Origin of the sequence: Bacteroides sp. A1C1, from assembly GCF_004328515.1 — a bacterium.
GTDB lineage: Bacteria > Bacteroidota > Bacteroidia > Bacteroidales > Bacteroidaceae > Bacteroides > Bacteroides uniformis.
Map to the genome: position 1 here is coordinate 1,573,994 of NZ_CP036491.1, position 18,857 is coordinate 1,592,850.

General features: G+C 48.3%; 19 protein-coding genes and 4 tRNA genes. 16 read left to right on the forward strand and 7 right to left on the reverse strand.

Annotated elements, in window-relative coordinates; all coding sequences use genetic code 11:
- Window positions 1-33 precede the first annotated feature (33 nt).
- The 13 genes from EYA81_RS06540 (at window position 34) to EYA81_RS06600 (ending at window position 10,911) form a co-directional block, all read left to right on the forward strand.
- A complete protein-coding gene (locus EYA81_RS06540) occupies window positions 34-1,035 on the forward strand; it encodes a malate dehydrogenase (protein WP_025833211.1) in 1,002 nt (333 codons plus the stop codon).
- Window positions 1,036-1,172: 137 nt separating this feature from the next.
- A tRNA-Phe gene (locus EYA81_RS06545) sits at window positions 1,173-1,245 on the forward strand.
- 15 nt (window positions 1,246-1,260) lie between these two features.
- A tRNA-Pro gene (locus EYA81_RS06550) sits at window positions 1,261-1,333 on the forward strand.
- A gap of 404 nt (window positions 1,334-1,737) precedes the next feature.
- Window positions 1,738-2,211, forward strand: coding sequence for an arginine repressor (argR, locus tag EYA81_RS06555; RefSeq protein ID WP_005825113.1), 474 nt, complete (start codon window positions 1,738-1,740; stop codon window positions 2,209-2,211).
- Between the two features lie 35 nt (window positions 2,212-2,246).
- Window positions 2,247-2,804: a GNAT family N-acetyltransferase gene (locus EYA81_RS06560; RefSeq protein ID WP_005825115.1), complete on the forward strand. Its 558-nt coding sequence runs from the start codon at window positions 2,247-2,249 to the stop codon at window positions 2,802-2,804.
- A 13-nt stretch (window positions 2,805-2,817) separates the two neighbouring features.
- Window positions 2,818-4,023 carry an argininosuccinate synthase gene (locus EYA81_RS06565; RefSeq protein WP_117600278.1) on the forward strand — a complete coding sequence of 402 codons (1,206 nt, stop codon included), beginning with the start codon at window positions 2,818-2,820 and terminating at the stop codon, window positions 4,021-4,023.
- Window positions 4,024-4,242 (forward strand): PspC domain-containing protein, encoded by a 219-nt coding sequence (locus tag EYA81_RS06570; RefSeq protein ID WP_005825120.1) that lies wholly within the window; start codon window positions 4,024-4,026, stop codon window positions 4,240-4,242.
- Entirely contained in the window at window positions 4,235-5,203 is a 969-nt protein-coding gene (gene argC / locus EYA81_RS06575) for an N-acetyl-gamma-glutamyl-phosphate reductase (RefSeq protein WP_005825122.1), read from the forward strand. The genes EYA81_RS06570 and argC overlap by 8 nt, the downstream gene beginning before the upstream one ends.
- A gap of 6 nt (window positions 5,204-5,209) precedes the next feature.
- The gene (locus EYA81_RS06580; RefSeq protein ID WP_117600277.1) at window positions 5,210-6,331 is read left to right on the forward strand and encodes an aspartate aminotransferase family protein; all 1,122 of its coding nucleotides are present in this window, start codon (window positions 5,210-5,212) and stop codon (window positions 6,329-6,331) included.
- A 46-nt stretch (window positions 6,332-6,377) separates the two neighbouring features.
- Window positions 6,378-7,151: a pyrroline-5-carboxylate reductase gene (gene proC, locus EYA81_RS06585; RefSeq protein WP_131225535.1), complete on the forward strand. Its 774-nt coding sequence runs from the start codon at window positions 6,378-6,380 to the stop codon at window positions 7,149-7,151.
- Between the two features lie 72 nt (window positions 7,152-7,223).
- Window positions 7,224-7,778 carry a helix-turn-helix domain-containing protein gene (locus EYA81_RS06590; protein ID WP_016272528.1) on the forward strand — a complete coding sequence of 185 codons (555 nt, stop codon included), beginning with the start codon at window positions 7,224-7,226 and terminating at the stop codon, window positions 7,776-7,778.
- A gap of 7 nt (window positions 7,779-7,785) precedes the next feature.
- A complete protein-coding gene (locus EYA81_RS06595) occupies window positions 7,786-9,441 on the forward strand; it encodes an AMP-binding protein (protein WP_131225536.1) in 1,656 nt (551 codons plus the stop codon).
- A gap of 219 nt (window positions 9,442-9,660) precedes the next feature.
- Complete coding sequence (locus EYA81_RS06600) at window positions 9,661-10,911, forward strand: acyloxyacyl hydrolase (protein WP_131225537.1); 1,251 nt, start codon at window positions 9,661-9,663, stop codon at window positions 10,909-10,911.
- A 348-nt stretch (window positions 10,912-11,259) separates the two neighbouring features.
- Here the strand turns inward: EYA81_RS06600 and EYA81_RS06605 are convergent.
- From EYA81_RS06605 to prmC, 7 genes are all read right to left on the reverse strand, one after another.
- Window positions 11,260-11,343: transfer RNA gene (locus EYA81_RS06605), tRNA-Leu, on the reverse strand.
- A gap of 20 nt (window positions 11,344-11,363) precedes the next feature.
- Window positions 11,364-11,436 (reverse strand) — tRNA-Gly (locus EYA81_RS06610).
- A gap of 102 nt (window positions 11,437-11,538) precedes the next feature.
- Window positions 11,539-12,879: an argininosuccinate lyase gene (gene argH / locus EYA81_RS06615; protein WP_131225538.1), complete on the reverse strand. Its 1,341-nt coding sequence runs from the start codon at window positions 12,877-12,879 to the stop codon at window positions 11,539-11,541.
- Between the two features lie 21 nt (window positions 12,880-12,900).
- Window positions 12,901-13,311: an SRPBCC family protein gene (locus EYA81_RS06620; RefSeq protein WP_117958816.1), complete on the reverse strand. Its 411-nt coding sequence runs from the start codon at window positions 13,309-13,311 to the stop codon at window positions 12,901-12,903.
- 93 nt (window positions 13,312-13,404) lie between these two features.
- Entirely contained in the window at window positions 13,405-14,043 is a 639-nt protein-coding gene (gene pyrE / locus EYA81_RS06625) for an orotate phosphoribosyltransferase (RefSeq protein WP_057258820.1), read from the reverse strand.
- 82 nt (window positions 14,044-14,125) lie between these two features.
- A complete protein-coding gene (locus EYA81_RS06630) occupies window positions 14,126-14,605 on the reverse strand; it encodes a regulatory protein RecX (protein ID WP_057258824.1) in 480 nt (159 codons plus the stop codon).
- The gene (gene prmC / locus EYA81_RS06635) at window positions 14,602-15,438 is read right to left on the reverse strand and encodes a peptide chain release factor N(5)-glutamine methyltransferase (RefSeq protein WP_131225539.1); all 837 of its coding nucleotides are present in this window, start codon (window positions 15,436-15,438) and stop codon (window positions 14,602-14,604) included. The genes EYA81_RS06630 and prmC overlap by 4 nt, the downstream gene beginning before the upstream one ends.
- Before the next feature lie 74 nt (window positions 15,439-15,512).
- Here prmC and ribD point away from each other — a divergent pair, with 74 nt between their 5' ends.
- The 3 genes from ribD (at window position 15,513) to EYA81_RS06650 (ending at window position 18,807) form a co-directional block, all read left to right on the forward strand.
- Entirely contained in the window at window positions 15,513-16,568 is a 1,056-nt protein-coding gene (gene ribD / locus EYA81_RS06640) for a bifunctional diaminohydroxyphosphoribosylaminopyrimidine deaminase/5-amino-6-(5-phosphoribosylamino)uracil reductase RibD (protein WP_057258828.1), read from the forward strand.
- A gap of 134 nt (window positions 16,569-16,702) precedes the next feature.
- The gene (locus EYA81_RS06645; RefSeq protein ID WP_119961423.1) at window positions 16,703-18,067 is read left to right on the forward strand and encodes a DUF6242 domain-containing protein; all 1,365 of its coding nucleotides are present in this window, start codon (window positions 16,703-16,705) and stop codon (window positions 18,065-18,067) included.
- Between the two features lie 5 nt (window positions 18,068-18,072).
- Window positions 18,073-18,807 carry an isoprenyl transferase gene (locus tag EYA81_RS06650; RefSeq protein ID WP_057258836.1) on the forward strand — a complete coding sequence of 245 codons (735 nt, stop codon included), beginning with the start codon at window positions 18,073-18,075 and terminating at the stop codon, window positions 18,805-18,807.
- Window positions 18,808-18,857: the final 50 nt, after the last annotated feature.

Here is an 18,857-nt window from a genome sequence, read left to right on the forward strand (position 1 = left end):
AAAGATATTACTCACCTTTAAATAAAAAAGATTATGGAATTTCTGACAAATGACAAATTGACAATCGTCGGCGCAGCCGGCATGATCGGTTCAAACATGGCACAGACTGCAATCATGATGCATCTCACTCCCAACCTATGTCTGTACGACCCTTATGCTCCCGGACTGGAAGGTGTGGCCGAAGAGCTGTTCCACTGCGGATTCGAAGGAATGAACATCACATTTACCTCCGATATCAAAGAAGCGCTGACCGGTGCCAAGTATGTGGTATCATCAGGCGGTGCCGCCCGCAAGGCCGGCATGACCCGCGAAGACCTTTTGAAAGGCAATGCCGCTATTGCCGAAGAATTCGGTAAGAATGTAAAAGCCTACTGTCCGGATGTGAAGCACGTGGTTGTCATTTTCAACCCTGCCGACATCACCGGTCTGATTACCCTATTGTATTCCGGCCTGAAACCTTCACAAGTGACCACACTGGCTGCCCTCGACAGCACCCGCCTGCGCAGTGAACTTTCCAAGCACTTCGGCATTGCCCCCGACAAAATCGAAAATTGCCGTACCTACGGCGGTCATGGTGAACAGATGGCTGTATATGCCTCTACCGCCAAGGTGGACGGTAAACCGTTACTTGATATCATCGGTACCCCTGCCCTGACTAAAGAGCAGTGGGTCGAAATCCAGACTAAGGTAACCAAAGGCGGTGCCAACATCATCGCCCTCCGTGGACGTTCTTCCTTCCAGAGTCCGGCATACGTCTCTATCGAAATGATAGCTGCAGCGATGGGTGGCAAACCGTTCCGCTGGCCTGCCGGTACATATGTACACAGCCACGGCTTCGACCACATCATGATGGCAATGGAAACTGAAATTACCAAAGACGGTGTACACTACAAGGAACTGAACGGCACACCCGAAGAAGAAGCCAAACTGAAAGAAAGCTATGCCCACCTCTGCAAACTTCGTGACGAAGTGATAGAAATGGGAGTACTGCCTGCCATCAAAGACTGGCACAGCATCAATCCGAATATCGACTGATGTCTTCGATAGCAAATGATTTTTAGAAGTAAGGTGCCTCGCTCCATAGAGCAAGAGGCACCTTTTTTAGATATTTTTCCTCAAAAAGCCTTGCGGTATAAAAAAAACTCTTTATCTTTGCACCCGCAAACGAAAAAGGTGCCATAGCTCAGTTGGTAGAGCAAAGGACTGAAAATCCTTGTGTCCCCGGTTCGATTCCTGGTGGCACCACTTTTCAAAAGCAATCGGAATGTAGCGCAGTTGGTAGCGCACTACGTTCGGGACGTAGGGGTCGGGCGTTCGAGTCGCCTCATTCCGACAGAAAAGGCTTAACTTTTAGAAGTTAAGCCTTTTTTATTTCATCCCTCCTCTCCTCCGGTTTCCCGACCATAAGAGAGGGGGGGGGCAACGTAACAATCTGGGACCAACGTAAAAACCTGAGGGATTCTATTTCTATGCATATAATTTTTGTACAGTTTTTGATTGAAAGGGTGTCAGATTTGACAATTGCATATCTATTCTATATTATATCAACATTTACCAAAGACATACGGAAACAATCTCCAATAACGTAAAAGAACAAACAAGACTCCAACAAAGAGAACAAAAACAACATATACAGTACGCCCGATGTATAAAAAGAATAAAAAAGCTCTCATTTTTGCATATTCTTTCCGAAATAATCCCTAATTTTGCACTACTCTTAGAATAATTATACAGAAAATGAAGAAAAAAGCCAATCGGTTAGACGCCATCAAGATGATTATCTCAAGCAAAGACGTCAGTTCTCAGGAAGAACTGTTGCAAGCTTTGAGCAAGGAAGGCTTTGAACTGACACAAGCCACCTTGTCACGCGACTTGAAACAGCTGAAAGTAGCGAAAGCAGCGAACATGAACGGTAAATACGTATATGTGCTGCCCAACAACATCATGTATAAACGTTCGAACGACCAGAGTGCAAGTGAAATGCTGATGACAAGCGGATTCGTTTCACTTCAATTTTCGGGCAATATTGCCGTCATCCGTACCCGGCCCGGATATGCCAGCAGCATGGCCTACGACATCGACAACCGAGAGTGTCCCGCCATTCTGGGTACCATTGCCGGAGATGACACCATCATGCTGGTGGTGCACGAAGCAGCGTCACATGACGAGGTACGCAGCTTCCTATCGCAAATCATCCCGAACATTAAATGATAGATAACAACAAAAAACAAGAAATTAAATAAGAAATGGATTCGAAACAAATTGATGTGATGGTGGCTGACGCCTCACATGAAGTTTACGTAGACAAGATTTTGGATACCATCCGGGAAGCTGCCAAGGTACGCGGAACGGGCATCGCAGAACGCACACACGAATACGTAGCTACTAAAATGAAAGAAGGAAAGGCCATCATAGCCTTGTGTGGAGATGATTTTGCCGGTTTCACCTACATAGAGAGCTGGGGTAACAAGCAATATGTAGCAACCTCCGGTTTGATAGTACACCCCAAATATCGGGGACTGGGGCTGGCAAAACGTATCAAGACCGCTTCTTTCCGCCTGGCACGCCTACGCTGGCCTAATGCTAAAGTTTTCAGTCTCACCAGCGGAGCTGCTGTCATGAAAATGAATACCGAGCTGGGATATGTGCCCGTCACCTTCAACGAACTGACCGATGACGAATCGTTCTGGAAAGGTTGCGAAGGCTGTATAAACCATGATATATTGGTAGCTAAGAACCGTAAATTCTGCATTTGCACAGCAATGCTTTACGACCCGAAGCTGCACGAAGAGGATAAAATATAAAAATACTAAGGATATGGAAAAGAAGAAGAAAGTAGTAGTCGCATTCAGCGGAGGTTTGGATACCTCGTTTACGGTGATGTATCTTACCAAAGAAAAAGGGTACGAAGTATATGCAGCTTGTGCCAATACGGGCGGTTTCAGTGCTGAACAGTTGAAGACAAACGAAGAAAATGCCTACAAGCTGGGCGCCAAAGAATACGTCACCCTCGACGTGACGCAGGAATACTATGAGAAAAGCTTGAAATACATGGTATTCGGCAATGTTTTGCGTAACGGTACCTATCCTATTTCTGTAAGTTCCGAACGTATCTTCCAAGCATTGGCCATTGCACGTTATGCCAACGAAATCGGCGCGGATGCCATCGCCCACGGTTCTACGGGTGCGGGTAACGACCAGATTCGTTTTGACATGACTTTCCTCGTCATGGCTCCGGGCGTGGAAATCATCACGCTGACACGCGACATGGCACTGAGCCGTCAGGAAGAGATTGATTATCTGAACAAACACGGCTTTGCCGCCGACTTCACCAAACTGAAATATTCCTATAACGTAGGTTTGTGGGGCACTTCCATTTGCGGTGGCGAGATTCTGGATTCCGCGCAAGGGTTGCCCGAAAGCGCCTATCTGAAGCACTGCACCAAAGAGGGCAGCGAGCAGTTGCGCCTCACTTTTGAAAAAGGTGAGCTGAAAGCCGTGAACGACGAGACATTCGACGCCCCCATCAAAGCCATCCAGAAGGTAGAAGAGATTGGTGCGGCATACGGTATCGGTCGCGACATGCACGTAGGCGACACGATTATCGGTATCAAAGGCCGCGTAGGTTTCGAAGCTGCCGCACCTATGCTGATTATCGGAGCACACAAGTTCCTCGAGAAGTACACTTTGAGCAAATGGCAGCAATACTGGAAGGACCAGGTAGCCAACTGGTATGGCATGTTCCTGCACGAAAGCCAATATCTGGAACCAGTAATGCGCGACATCGAAGCCATGCTGGAATCCTCGCAACGCAACGTAAACGGTACGGCTATCCTCGAACTTCACCCGCTCTGCTTTTCTACCGTAGGTGTAGAAAGCAAAGATGACCTTGTGAAAAACAAGTTTGGTGAATACGGTGAGATGCAGAAAGGATGGACGGCAGAAGATGCCAAGGGCTTCATCAAAGTAACCTCCACAGCACTGCGTGCTTATTATTCAAATCATAAAGACGAGAAAATCTAAATGACCGGCAGGAAGCAAAAACTGACACGTCCCCGGACTGGAAGGATGCTTTCAGGCGTATGTGCAGGACTGGCAAACTTTTTCGGACTCGATGTCTCATTGGTGCGTATCGTTTATACGTTCGCCACGATCTTTACTGCATTTGCAGGCATACCCATATACATTATAATGCTAATTGTTATACCACAAGAACCAAATAGATATTATCGAAATGATTAAAGTAGGAATCATCGGCGGAGCCGGATACACGGCAGGCGAACTGATACGTTTGCTGCTCAACCATCCGGAAGCGGAAATCGTTTTCATAAACAGCTCAAGCAACGCCGGCAACAAAATTACCGACGTACACGAAGGACTGTACGGCGAAACAGACTTGGTATTTACCGACCAGCTCCCGCTGGAAGAAATCGACGTACTCTTTTTCTGTACGGCACATGGCGACACGAAGAAGTTCCTCGAAAGCCACAACGTGCCCGAGGAACTGAGAATCATCGACCTCTCCATGGACTACCGCATAGCCTCTCCCGAACACGACTTCATCTACGGCCTGCCGGAGCTGAACCGCCGTGCCACCTGCAAAGCGAAGCACGTAGCCAATCCGGGCTGCTTTGCCACCTGCATACAGCTGGGGCTGCTACCGCTTGCCAAACATCTGATGCTGAATGATGATATCATGGTGAACGCCATTACCGGAAGTACCGGCGCCGGTGTGAAACCGGGCGCCACGAGCCACTTCAGCTGGCGCAACAACAACATGAGTGTCTACAAAGCTTTCGAGCACCAGCATGTGCCCGAAATCAAGCAATCGCTCAAACAGCTGCAGAACAGCTTTGATGCGGACATTGACTTCATCCCCTACCGCGGCGACTTCCCGCGCGGCATCTTCACCACCATTGTGGTGAAGACCAAAGTGGCCCTGGAAGAAATCGTCCGCATGTACGAAGAATATTACGCCAAAGATTCCTTTACCCACATCGTGGAGAAGAATATCGACCTGAAGCAAGTGGTAAACACCAACAAGTGCCTCATCCATCTGGAGAAGCACGGCGACAAACTGCTTATCATTTCCTGCATCGATAACCTCCTGAAAGGCGCCAGCGGACAAGCTGTCCATAACATGAATTTAATGTTTAACCTGGAAGAGACCGTAGGTTTACGGTTGAAACCTTCTGCATTCTAAAAAAAAATGAATTTATTCGACGTATACCCTCTCTTTGACATCAACATCGTCAAAGGAAAAGGCTGCCATGTATGGGACGAGAACGGTACCGAATATCTCGACCTCTACGGTGGCCATGCAGTCATCTCAATCGGACATGCACATCCACATTATGTAGAGATGGTGAGCAATCAAGTTGCTACGTTAGGATTCTACTCAAACTCAGTAATCAACAAGCTGCAACAGCAAGTGGCAGAGCGTTTGGGAAAGGTCTGCGGCTATGATGATTACTCACTCTTCCTCATCAACAGCGGTGCCGAAGCCAATGAAAACGCCTTGAAACTCGCCTCTTTCTACAATGGCCGTACCCGTGTGATATCCTTCTCAAAAGCATTCCACGGACGTACCTCACTGGCGGTGGAAGTAACGAACAATCCTAAAATCATCGCTCCCATCAACAACTGCGGGCACGTCACCTACCTCCCGTTGAACGACATCGAAGCCATGAAGGCCGAATTGTCCAAAGGAGATGTCTGCGCAGTGATTATCGAAGGCATACAAGGTGTAGGCGGCATCCAACTGCCGACAGACGAATTCATGCAGGCTCTCCGCCAGACTTGTACGGAACACAACACGGTCTTGATTCTCGATGAAATCCAAAGCGGCTACGGACGCAGCGGCAAGTTCTTCGCCCATCAGTACAACGGCATCAAAGCCGACATCGTCACCGTGGCAAAAGGCATCGGCAATGGTTTCCCGATGGCAGGCGTACTCATCAGCCCAATGTTTACACCGGTATACGGGCAACTTGGAACCACTTTCGGTGGAAACCACCTGGCTTGCAGTGCCGCCCTTGCCGTACTGGACGTCATAGAGCAAGAAAAACTGATAGAAAATGCAGCGCAAGTCGGTGACTTCCTGATGACAGAACTGAGAAAGTTCCCGCAAATCAAGGATGTTCGCGGACGAGGACTGATGATAGGACTGGAATTTGAAGCCCCCATCAAGGTACTGCGCCTAAGACTGCTGAAAGAGCAACATGTATTCACCGGCGTAAGCGGTACGAATGTGCTCCGCCTGCTGCCGCCTCTGTGCCTCAGCATGGACGAAGCAAAGGAATTCTTGAAACGCTTCAAGAAAGTTCTTTAATTTATCTACCTTTGCCAACAGACAACTCTTTTAACAACAAGAAAATATGAAAATAGCAATTATCGGTGCCGGAAATATGGGAGGCTCCATCGCCCGCGGGCTGGCAAAAGGAACAATCATCCCTGCCAGTGACATCATTGTCTCCAACCCCACCCAGAACAAATTAGACAAACTGAAAGCAGAATTTCCCGCTTTGCAAGTAACTAATGACAATCAGGAAGCAGTGACCGGTGCGGATATGATAATCTTTGCCGTGAAGCCATGGCTGATGAAACTTGTAGTAAAGGAATTGAAACTGAAAGGCACACAGATTCTTATCTCCGTTGCAGCCGGTATTCCCTTCGAAGAACTGACACACTATGCAGCAGACAAGGAAATGACCATGTTCCGTCTTATTCCCAATACAGCCATCAGCGAAATGGAAAGCATGACACTCATCGCCAGCCGCAATGCCACCAAGGAGCAGGAGCAGCTGATGCTGGACATTTTCAACCAGATGGGACTTGCCATGCTCATTCCCGAGGAAAAGATTGCGGCAACCACCGCCATGACTTCCTGCGGCATCGCCTATGTGCTGAAGTACATCCAGGCAGCTATGCAGGCCGGCATTGAAATGGGCATCTACCCCAAAGACGGCATGCGCATGGTGGCACAGTCCGTGAAGGGAGCAGCCGAGCTGATTCTGAACAGTGACACACACCCCAGTGTTGAGATTGACAAGGTGTGTACTCCCGGAGGAATTACCATCAAGGGAATCAACGAACTGGAACACGAAGGATTCACCTCCACTGTGATTAAAGCCATCAAAGCGAGTATTTAATGTGCCAATATGCCAATGCCCTGCGGTGTAACGGTGTATTTCAATAACAACCCATTTAAAACAAATATAATTATGGACGAACAAATCAGACAAATAGCCGAACGCCTGCGCGGACTGCGTGACGTATTGGAACTGACTGCCGACGATATCGCCCGCGACTGCGACATCTCTGCAGAAGAGTACCGCCTTGCCGAAACCGGAGAATTCGACATCTCGGTCAGCATGCTACAGAAGATAGCACGGCACTACGGCATATCACTGGACGCACTGATGTTTGGGCAAGAGCCCAAAATGAGCTCCTACTTCCTGACACGTGCCGGAAAAGGAACCAGTATAGAACGTACCAAGGCATATAAATACCAATCGCTGGCAGCCGGTTTCATCAACCGCACGGCAGACCCATTCATTGTGACCGTAGAACCGAAACCGGACAGCGAGCCGATACATTACAACAGCCATGCCGGTCAGGAGTTCAACCTCGTACTGGAAGGCCGTATGATGGTCAGCATCGACGGCAAAGACTTAATCTTAAATGAAGGAGACAGTCTGTACTTCAACTCCAAACTGCCGCACGGCATGAAGGCGCTTGACGGAAAGACTGTAAAATTCCTGGCAGTAATTATGTAATAAAGTTATGGTAGAAAGATTTTTATCTCAAACATCCTTCACCTCACAGGAGGACTTCATCAAGAACTTGAAGATAAACGTACCGGAGAATTTCAACTTCGGCTACGACGTAGTGGATGCCTGGGCCGCCGAGCAACCCGACAAACCCGCACTGTTGTGGACCAATGACCAGGGCGAATGCCGGCAATTTACCTTTGCCGACATGAAACGGTACACAGACATGACGGCTTCCTATTTCCAAAGCCTCGGCATCGGCCACGGAGACATGGTGATGCTGATACTGAAGCGCCGTTACGAATTCTGGTTCAGCATTGTGGCACTACACAAACTCGGTGCAGTGGTGATTCCCGCCACCCACCTGCTGACGAAGAAAGACATCGTATACCGTTGCAACGCCGCAGACATCAAGATGATAGTCTGCGCCGGCGAAAGCGTCATCACCGACCATATCACGGCAGCCATGCCGGAGTCTCCTTCTGTGAAACGCCTCGTAAGCGTCGGGCCGGAAGTTCCCGAAGGATTCGAAGACTTTCACAAAGGTATCGAGGCTGCCGCTCCTTTCGTGAAACCTGAACATCCGAATACGAACGATGACATCTCCCTGATGTACTTCACCAGCGGCACTACCGGAGAGCCCAAAATGGTGGCCCACGACTTCACCTATCCGTTGGGACACATCGTCACCGGCAGCTTCTGGCACAACCTGAAAGAGAGCAGCCTACACCTCACCATTGCCGACACCGGTTGGGGAAAAGCCGTGTGGGGCAAGCTCTACGGACAATGGATTGCCGGCGCCAACGTATTTGTATACGACCACGAGAAATTCACTCCCGCAGCCATACTGGAGAAGATACAAGATTATCACGTCACGTCGCTTTGTGCGCCGCCCACCATCTTCCGATTCCTCATTCACGAAGACCTCACGAAGTACGACCTATCCAGTCTGGAATACTGCACCATCGCCGGAGAAGCATTGAACCCCGCCGTATTCGAGACCTTCAAGAAGTTGACGGGCATCAAGCTGATGGAGGGATTCGGACAGACCGAAACGACCCTTACCGTTGCCACCATGCCATGGATGGAACCGAAACCCGGCAGCATGGGATTGCCCAATCCGCAATACGAGGTAGACCTGATAGACCACGAAGGACGTTCCGTGGAAGCCGGTGAACAGGGACAGATTGTAATCCGTACCGACAAAGGCAAACCGCTGGGATTGTTCAAGGAATACTACCGCGATGCCAACCGCACCCACGAGGCATGGAACAACGGCATTTACTACACGGGAGACGTAGCCTGGAAGGACGAAGACGGCTACCTCTGGTTCGTAGGCCGCGCCGACGACGTCATCAAAAGTAGCGGCTACCGCATCGGTCCGTTCGAAGTGGAAAGTGCATTGATGACCCACCCAGCCGTAGTGGAATGTGCCATTACCGGTGTGCCCGATGAAATCCGCGGCCAAGTGGTAAAAGCTACGATTGTGTTGGCAAAAGAGTACAAGGCACGCGCTGGAGAAGGGCTTGTCAAGGAGTTGCAGAACCATGTGAAGAAAGTGACGGCTCCCTACAAATACCCACGTGTCATCGAATTTGTTGATGAGCTCCCCAAAACCATCAGCGGGAAAATCCGCCGGGTGGAAATCCGGGAGAACGACCGGAAATAATGCTCGCCACCCAGCATCCGAATCATAAGACAGCATCCGGGTGAATGAATAAGGAGGGGGTAAAACCGAAGTCGGCCATTCTATTGGCGATTTCAGTTTTACCCCCTCTTTTTACAAATAGTTGTCTCATTGTGAATGTCAAAAGGATAAAAAAACTATATTTGCACGAAATTAAACTTCACTCGGAACATTTATAAACAAGAAAGACCGACACGGCATATGAAAAATAGCATGCAGATATGGAAAATACTGGCTTTCTTAGGAGCGGTACTTTTCTTGTCTGATACAATATACGCCCAACAATGGACATCCGATAGCCATTCGGAATACAAACGGGACACACTCCCTTTCTCACAGCGCTTCATCCACAGATTAGGCGTAGAAGGGCGTGCTGGCTATATTTTTCAGACCAACCCTTTTCTGGAGTACTCCAACCACCAATACAAGCCCATGAAAAATGCCTATGCCGGCCATCTGAAATACTCCTTCCAGCTCCGTCCCCACACCGTTGCCGACCAGGCTTATATAGGAGCCTATCAAGGGATTGGAGTCGGCTATTTCAACTTCGGCAATCCGGAAGAGCTGGGCAACCCGCTGGCGGTCTATCTGTTTCAAGGGGGACGTATCGCCCAATTCAGCCCCCGCATATCCTTGAACTATGAATGGAACTTCGGCGCATCGTTCGGCTGGAAACCCTACGATGAATACGACAACCCGGAGAACCAGATTATCGGCTCGAAAGTGAATGCTTATCTCAATGTGAACCTCTACTTAAAGTGGGCACTCTCCCCCAAGTTCGACCTGATGATAGGAGCTACCGGAAGCCACTTTTCCAACGGAAACACCCAATATCCCAACTCCGGTCTGAACACGGTGGACTGTAAAGTGGGGCTGGTATATAACTTTAACCGCAGAGCGGATGAGCTTGCCCAGTCATGGCAACGCCCTATCGTTCCTCCATTCCCCCGCCACGTCAGCTACGACCTGACTTTGTTCGGCTCCTGGCGAAAGAAAGCAGTGGCCCATGAAGGCAGTAGTGGCCAGGTACCCGCACCCGGCACTTACAACGTGTTCGGTTTCAGCTTTGCACCCATGTACAACTTCGGCTATAAATTCCGCGCCGGTGTGGCGTTGGACGGCGTATACGACCACAGTGCGAACATGAAAGAATCGTACGAAGAAGAGAACGGCTTCTATACCCCGCCTGCCAAAAAGCAGATGGCGCTGGGCTTATCTGCCCGCGGAGAGTTTGTCATGCCTTACTTCACGGTAGGTATCGGTCTGGGAGCCAACGTTCTGCACGGCGGCGGTGACATGAAGTCTTTCTATCAGATTCTTGCCCTGAAAATAGACGTAACACGCAATTCGTATCTCCATATAGGATATAACCTCCGGGAATTTCATGAGCCCAATTATCTGATGTTGGGTATCGGCTATCGGTTCAATAACAAACGCCCCAAGCTGTTCTGAACAATAAAGAGGAGGCTATTTATATAGATTCTTTTATTTCATCTGCAAGCACATATTAGCAAGTGCCACGCGCATATCATCTACTATATATTATAGTTAGTTTGTTAGTTCACAGCGATGAACACTTTGTTCAAGTATAGAGAAACAGTTTGTTCCAATAAGGAAAAACAGTTTGTTTTCATATGATGAAACGAAATGTTTTGTTAAGGGAAACAAAGTGTTCGCCATAATGAAACAACTTGTTCTATTAAGGGAAACACTTTGTTCGCTATAGAGAAACGGTCTTTCATATCAAGAGCTTATAAAGAAAAAGCTCTGCAAATCAATGATTCACAGAGCTTAATCGAGTACTCGAAGCGGGACTTGAACCCGCACAGCCGCAATGGCCAAAGGATTTTAAGTCCTTCGTGTCTACCATTCCACCATTCGAGCATCCTAAAAAGGGAAAAGAGAGCGGAAAACGAGACTCGAACTCGCGACCCTAACCTTGGCAAGGTTATGCTCTACCAACTGAGCTATTTCCGCATTTGGAGAACGGGTGCAAAGATAAACAGTTTTCCCGTTTCTGCCAAATTTTTTTTTATAAAAGTACAGTACTCGCAGCGGGACTTGAACCCGCAGAACCTTTTACCTGCCCAGCAACTCTTTCTCTGCAGCTTGCATGGTCTCAAAATTGAAACCATCTACCACTTTCTGCATCAAGGCAGAGACTTCATCGTTGCAAAGGTTTCCGATACTGCCTTCATGGGTATGATGTACCTCTTTGCTGTGCGAGAAGTTTCCGGCTTCAATATCCAGTCCCACCTTCTTGTAGGCATCGCGGAAAGGCATCCCTTCACGTGCCAAGCGGTTGACTTCCTCCACACTGAAAATAAGCAGATACTTGTCATCATCAAGAATATGTTCGTTCACCTTGATTTCATTCATAATGTAAGTCGTCATCTGCAGACAGTCTTTCAGTTCCTGAAAAGCAGGCAGGAAGACCTCTTTGATAATCTGCAAGTCACGGAAATAGCCGGAAGGAAGATTGTTGGCTATCATCATAATCTGCTGGGGAAGGGATTGCAGTTTGTTGCACTTGGCACGCGTCAGTTCAAAGACGTCCGGGTTCTTCTTGTGAGGCATGATGCTGGAGCCGGTAGTGCAATCGTCCGGCAGCTTCACAAAACCGAAGTTCTGACTGTTGAACATACATGCGTCAAAAGCCAATTTCGATATGGTTCCGGCCACACTGGCAAGGGCGAAAGCTACATTACGCTCCATTTTGCCACGCCCCATCTGGGCATACACTACGTTGTAGTTGAGGGAATCAAATCCCAAAAGACGGGTAGTCATCGTACGGTTCAGCGGGAACGAGGAACCGTATCCCGCAGCAGAACCCAAAGGATTGCGGTTGCACATCTTGAAAGCTGCCTGAAGGAACATCATATCGTCCACCAGGCTCTCGGCATATGCCCCAAACCAGAGTCCGAAAGAAGATGGCATGGCTATCTGCAAGTGTGTATAACCCGGCATCAGTACATCCTTGTAGCGTTCGCTCTGCATAATCAGCACATGGAACAATTGTTCCACAGCCTCCGCCACTTCCTTTATCTCTGCACGGGTAAAGAGCTTCAAATCGAGCAACACCTGGTCGTTGCGCGAACGTCCGCTGTGTATTTTCTTACCTATATCACCCAAGTTGCGCGTCAGCATAAGTTCCACTTGTGAGTGAACGTCTTCCACTCCCTCTTCTATCACAAATTCTCCACGCTCGGCCATCGCGTAGATTTTCTTTAATTCGGCCAGCAATTGCCGCAGTTCTTCCTTCGTCAACAAGCCAATGCTTTCGAGCATCGTGATGTGCGCCATGGAACCCAGCACATCGTGCTTTGCCAAATAAAGGTCCATTTCACGGTCACGGCCTACCGTGAAGCGTTCGATATCCTTATTTACCTGAACGGATTTTTCCCAAAGTTTCTGAGCCACGTTGTTTCTAATGATTAATGATTAATATTGTATCATCGCCAGCATATCTGCCATCTTCTCCAATCCTTCCTGCAAGGGTTTCTGCACCATGGCCTTCATAAACGGATTTATATCCATGCCGATGGTCAGCTTCATCTTGCATTCGGTTTCAGTGACGGGTACAATCTGTATCCACAAATTGAAGGGCAGCGGTGAAGTGGTTGTTGCAAACTTGATACACTTGCAAGGTTCCTTCTCCACAATCTGCAACGTAATCTTTCCCACGGGAGCCACCTCTATCGTCATGCTCTCCGCATCAAAACTCAAGTTCTTCACTTTGTCTTCAGGCAGACGGTCTTTCACCTTCTCCAGATTGCTCAAGTCGGAAAGCTTTTCATAAACAGCTTCTTGTGAAGCCGGTACAACTTTCACTCCACTCTCAAATTTCGTCATAATCAATCGTATTCAAAAAGAAAAAAGAACTATCCGGACAGAATCTATCCGAATGGTTCTTTTATCCATATTAACATTTTTACAAATAAGTTCTTATTTCCCGGATTCCCAATGTGCAGGGTCTTTACGCCATTCATTCAGAGTCTCCACATCTTCTTCCTCGATATAGCCCGTACGCAACGCCACTTCCATCACAGCCTCGTAATTGGTCAGCGTCACCAAAGGCACTTTGGCATCCTTGAAGGCCTTTTCGGCAACCGGGAAACCATAAGTATAGGCAGCCACCATGCCGATGACCTCACATCCGTCACGGCGGATAGCCTCTACAGCCTTTAAGCTGCTTCCACCCGTAGAAATCAAATCTTCCACGACTACCACCTTCATGCCGGGACGAAGTTCACCTTCAATCAGATTCTCCAGTCCATGGTCTTTCGGAGTGGAGCGTACATATACAAACGGCAGGTTCAATGCATCGGCCACCAAGGCACCTTGCGGGATAGCCCCCGTTGCCACACCGGCAATGGCATCCACCTGTCCGAAACGTTCCAAAATCAGACGCGTAATTTCAATCTTCACGAAACTACGGAGAGAAGGATAAGAAAGGGTTTTGCGGTTATCACAATAAAACGGAGACTTCCATCCGGATGCCCAAGTGAACGGGTTAGCCGGTTGTAGTTTAATCGCTTTTATCTTCAGCAACTTCTCTGCAAACAATCTTTCTAAAGTTTTCATAGCAAAACTAATCTATATATGATAAATATGGCGCAAAAATACGGAAACAGAATGAGAATAAAAAAGAGAAAGCCGATAATTTTCATTCGGAGTAGTCATTTTCCTCAGAAACCTCTATGCAACGACATATATCCTTCATTTCGAACCCTCTGCTCAAGGCAAAACGCACCAATTTGCCATTCAACTCATACTCACTTTCGGCACGGACGCTTTTACGCTTTGCCACCAGCAGCTTCTGCAGGACGGCGTGGTATTCCTCCTCATCAATCTCGTTCAAATAGGGCCAATAGACAGATGAAGATATCTTTTTCAACTGGAGCGCCTGCCCTATCTTCATCTTGCCCCATTTGGCAAAACGGTATTTGTCGTTGATGAAAGCGCGGCAGAAGCGCTCTTCATCAATGTACTTCTCTTGTTCCAGACGGTTGATGATACGGTCTATGGCATCATAGGCAATGCCCCAGCGTTGCAGTTTCTCCGCAATCTCCGCCCGGCAATGCTCGGCAGTGGAGCAATATGCCGCCACTCTGTTCAAAGCTTCAGTTTCAGTTATTTCTATCATCGTTCTGCAATTACGTACCGGTCGTTGCCGGAAATATCTTTTCGGATACGGACATTCGTATAGCCTTGCTTGCGAAGCATCGAAGCGACAGCCTCTCCAAATGCCCGGTTGATTTCAAAATAGAGTCGGCCGCCGGCCGTCAGCATGCTCCGTCCCAGTTCACCTATACGCCGATAGAAACGGAGCGGGTCGCTATCTGGAACAAACAAAGCCCGTGAGGGTTCCCAGTTCAAGACGTTTGGTTCCATATCCCGCTTTTCTGTTTCCGTAACATAAGGCGGATTACTGACGATTACATCAAAACATTCACCCTCAACCGGTTGATACGTCAGGACATCACGCTGTACAAATAGCACGGAGGCCTGCAAAAGGTGGTTATTGTCGCCGGCTATGGCAAGAGCTTCTCCGGAAATGTCCCAAGCTGTTACTTCCGCCTCCGGCAACTCCTTAGACAAAGTGACGGCAATACACCCGCTTCCGGTGCCAATGTCGAGAATACGGGAAACCGGAGCGACTTCCTTCAGCATCCTCTCCACCAGTTCTTCCGTTTCGGGACGGGGAATAAGCACCCCCGGAGCCACCCGAAAAGTACGCCCCAGGAAACGGGAAGTACCCTGCACATACTGTATGGGCTCAAAATTGCACAGACGGGAAAGAATGCTTTCCAATTCCCTTTCATCGTTTGGAGATAAAATCATATCTTTGCCCAGGTAATAGTCAATATTACCCTGACCAAACATTTCACAGCAGACAATACGGGAAAGATTGGCCGCCTCCCGGGGAGGGTAGCATTCCTGCAAAGCACTGCGGATATGTGAAACGGTTACATTCATTCGGGGTCCGGTTTTATTCGGGCTGCAAAAGTAATCATTAATTTTGATTATTCAACCAAAAGGTAAGCAAGGATATGAATTCAGAAGAAGAGAAATACATGCTGCGATGTATCCAACTGGCACAAAACGGGCTATGCAATGCAGCACCCAACCCGATGGTGGGGGCGGTAATAGTATGTGACGGGAAAATCATAGGCGAGGGATACCATGTGCGCTGTGGAGAAGCCCACGCCGAGGTCAACGCCATCCGTTCCGTGAAAGACACGTCCCTGCTGAAACGTTCCACCATCTATGTCAGCCTGGAACCGTGTTCGCACTATGGCAAAACTCCTCCTTGTGCAGACCTCATCATCGAGAAGCAGATTCCACGTATCGTCATCGGGTGCCGGGACCCTTTTTCTAAGGTTGCGGGCCGGGGCATACAGAAACTGAAGGATGCCGGACGTGAAGTTATTGTCGGAGTGCTGGAAACAGAATGTCGGCAGCTCATCCGCAGGTTCATCACTTTCCATACTTTGCGACGCCCCTACATCACCCTAAAATGGGCGGAATCTTCTGACAGATATATCGATTACTCCCGCACGGACGGTAAACCAGTTATCCTCTCCAGCCTGCTGACTTCGATGCTGGTACACAAGAAACGGGCAGAGCACAGTGCCATATTAGTAGGTACCCGTACGGCTGAACTGGACAATCCCGGCCTGAATGTCCGCCATTGGTACGGCTGTTCACCGGTACGTATCGTGCTGGACCGGCAACAAAAGCTATCCCCCAACCTTCACCTATTTGACGGTAGCGTGCCGACCCTCGTTTTTACAGAAGCCCCGCACGCTCCGCTACCGAATGTAGAGTATCTGCCAGTCAGCGACTACCGGCGGGATGTACTCCCCGAAATCATGGAAACGCTGTATACACGCGGATTACAATCCCTTTTGGTAGAGGGTGGCAGCCAAACGCTCCAATCCTTCATTGATGCCGGATTGTGGGACGAAATCTTTGTGGAAGAAGCTCCGTACCTTCTTCATTCCGGCGTCAAAGCACCCGAAATCAGTGACGGATATCCATTTGCAACAGAGTATTCTTTTGGCAGGAGTTTTCGCCATTATACGGCCTCAAGAAACAGTCAATAGCCTCATTTCAGGGCTTTTTTATCGAGAAAAAGGGGGATATTATCTATAATTTTATATAAAACTTCCCCGTAAAGCTGTTTATAGAAAAAAATGTTCCTATTTTTGCAACTTGTAAATAAACACTAACTTTCAAAATGAGAATAAAGTTTCTATCAGTAATTGTGAGTTTTCTTATTGTGTCATTTGCTCTAAGTTCATGCCTTGACTCTGACGACAATTATGAATTCAGCTCCGATGCTACTATACATGCTTTTGGTATCGATACCATACATGGCAAACATTACAAATTTACAATTGACCAGCTCAATAGACTCATCTATAACAGAGACTCATTGCCTGTAGGTTCAGACACCATCATTGACCGTATTCTGATTGATACTATGACCGTTACCGGTTGGATAACTTCAGGCTCGCCTACCGACACGGTATTCGTCATATCGGACTCCGTGGATTTGAGACCCGCCATGAACAACGATGCCGGCATGCTGTTCAAAGCACATGCCGCCGACGGCGTTACAGTCCGCGAATATAAACTGAAAGTTAATGTACATCTGCAAGACCCGGACTCACTCGTTTGGACAGACATGCAGAAAAGAGGAAATGTATTCTCCAATACCATCAATTCAGGTCAGCAAAAAGCGGTTGTACTGGGAGACGAACTATTTGTCTACACTTCCAACACTACTGCTTACAAGACATCGACTGCGCCCGATAAATACAACTGGAGCAAAGTCAATGTCAGCAACCTCCCCTCAGACGTAAAGCTGACATCTGCCGTAGAGTATAACAGTGCGCTTTATATGGTTACAGAAAGCAAAAGAGTATTCAGTTCCACCAACGGCGCCGCCTGGACAGAAGTCACTACATTGGGAGACAATGTTATAGTCCTCATCAATGGTTTCTCCGACCGGCTCTCGGGTATTGTGGAAATCAACGGAAAGCAATATTTCAACATCTGTAAAGACGGAAAGAATTGGGAAGCGGAAAACACTGCTGACAACCTTATCCTTGAAGAAGTCCCGGCAGGATTCCCTACCGAAAACATATCCACCACCCAGACCAGCACCGGCAATGGTGTAGAGAAGGTGGTTCTGGCAGGAATGCCGCTAGCCAACGAAAAAGAGACAACACCTTGGTTCTCATTGGACGGCAAAGGTTGGGCAAGCCTGGCCAACACCATGTATGACACATATTGTCCCGGCATGGACAACCCAGCCATCATGTACTATGGCGGCATGTTCTATTGCTTCGGAGGGGAACTTGACGCTATCTACAGCTCCATCACCGGCATTGCATGGAGCAAGACAGAAACCAAATTCCTGTTACCCCAGGAATTCAAAGGAAAAGGCGCGTACTCCATTATAGTGGAACCGACAAAAGACAAAACTGTGGCCCCGGCAGACAAACGGGACTTCATTTGGGTGATATTCGGCGGTAACGGCACCAAAAATGAAGTATGGCGCGGACGTCTTAACAGATTGGGCTTCGAAATACAATAATAATGATGTCATATAAGGAAGAAATCGATCTAAACCGGATACCCCAGCACGTGGCGATTATCATGGACGGTAACGGACGGTGGGCCAAGCAACGTGGACACGAACGCAGCTATGGACATCAGGCCGGCGCAGAGACTGTGCACGTCATTGCAGAGGAAGCCGCTAAATTAGGAGTCAGATACCTTACTTTATATACGTTCTCTACCGAGAACTGGAATCGTCCGTCGGACGAGGTAGCTGCCTTGATGGGGCTACTCTTCGACTCCATAGAGGAAGAGACGTTCATGAAGAACAATATCAGTTTCCGAGTAATAGGAGATATTGAAAAACTGCCAGCCAACGTACAGCAACGGCTCAACACTTGCGTGGCACACACCTCCCACAACACGGGAATGTGCCTGGTGCTGGCATTGAGCTACTCTTCCCGCTGGGAAATAACGGAGGCTGCCCGGCAAATAGCCGGTTTGGTACAGAAAGGTGAGTTGAAACCCGAACAAATCGACAGTGAGCTCATATCCCGTCATCTGACGACCCACTTCATGCCCGACCCCGACCTGCTGATACGTACCGGAGGAGAGCTCCGCCTCAGTAACTACATGCTCTGGCAATGCGCCTATTCGGAACTTTATTTCTGTGATACCTATTGGCCCGACTTCCGTGAAGAAGAACTACGCAAAGCCATATGTGACTATCAGAAACGCGAACGCAGGTTCGGCAAGACCAGCGAGCAAATCAATTAATCACCGGACACACAAATAGTAAATAGTAAATTGTAAAATAGTAAATAAAA

Coding starts and splice junctions, on each gene's coding strand:
- EYA81_RS06540 (WP_025833211.1), top strand. CDS start 34: ATGGAATTTCTGACAAATGACAAATTGACAATCGTCGGCGCAGCCGGC.
- argR (WP_005825113.1), top strand. CDS start 1,738: ATGAAGAAAAAAGCCAATCGGTTAGACGCCATCAAGATGATTATCTCA.
- EYA81_RS06560 (WP_005825115.1), top strand. CDS start 2,247: ATGGATTCGAAACAAATTGATGTGATGGTGGCTGACGCCTCACATGAA.
- EYA81_RS06565 (WP_117600278.1), top strand. CDS start 2,818: ATGGAAAAGAAGAAGAAAGTAGTAGTCGCATTCAGCGGAGGTTTGGAT.
- EYA81_RS06570 (WP_005825120.1), top strand. CDS start 4,024: ATGACCGGCAGGAAGCAAAAACTGACACGTCCCCGGACTGGAAGGATG.
- argC (WP_005825122.1), top strand. CDS start 4,235: ATGATTAAAGTAGGAATCATCGGCGGAGCCGGATACACGGCAGGCGAA.
- EYA81_RS06580 (WP_117600277.1), top strand. CDS start 5,210: ATGAATTTATTCGACGTATACCCTCTCTTTGACATCAACATCGTCAAA.
- proC (WP_131225535.1), top strand. CDS start 6,378: ATGAAAATAGCAATTATCGGTGCCGGAAATATGGGAGGCTCCATCGCC.
- EYA81_RS06590 (WP_016272528.1), top strand. CDS start 7,224: ATGGACGAACAAATCAGACAAATAGCCGAACGCCTGCGCGGACTGCGT.
- EYA81_RS06595 (WP_131225536.1), top strand. CDS start 7,786: ATGGTAGAAAGATTTTTATCTCAAACATCCTTCACCTCACAGGAGGAC.
- EYA81_RS06600 (WP_131225537.1), top strand. CDS start 9,661: ATGAAAAATAGCATGCAGATATGGAAAATACTGGCTTTCTTAGGAGCG.
- EYA81_RS06620 (WP_117958816.1), bottom strand. CDS start 13,311: ATGACGAAATTTGAGAGTGGAGTGAAAGTTGTACCGGCTTCACAAGAA.
- pyrE (WP_057258820.1), bottom strand. CDS start 14,043: ATGAAAACTTTAGAAAGATTGTTTGCAGAGAAGTTGCTGAAGATAAAA.
- EYA81_RS06630 (WP_057258824.1), bottom strand. CDS start 14,605: ATGATAGAAATAACTGAAACTGAAGCTTTGAACAGAGTGGCGGCATAT.
- prmC (WP_131225539.1), bottom strand. CDS start 15,438: ATGAATGTAACCGTTTCACATATCCGCAGTGCTTTGCAGGAATGCTAC.
- ribD (WP_057258828.1), top strand. CDS start 15,513: ATGAATTCAGAAGAAGAGAAATACATGCTGCGATGTATCCAACTGGCA.
- EYA81_RS06645 (WP_119961423.1), top strand. CDS start 16,703: ATGAGAATAAAGTTTCTATCAGTAATTGTGAGTTTTCTTATTGTGTCA.
- EYA81_RS06650 (WP_057258836.1), top strand. CDS start 18,073: ATGTCATATAAGGAAGAAATCGATCTAAACCGGATACCCCAGCACGTG.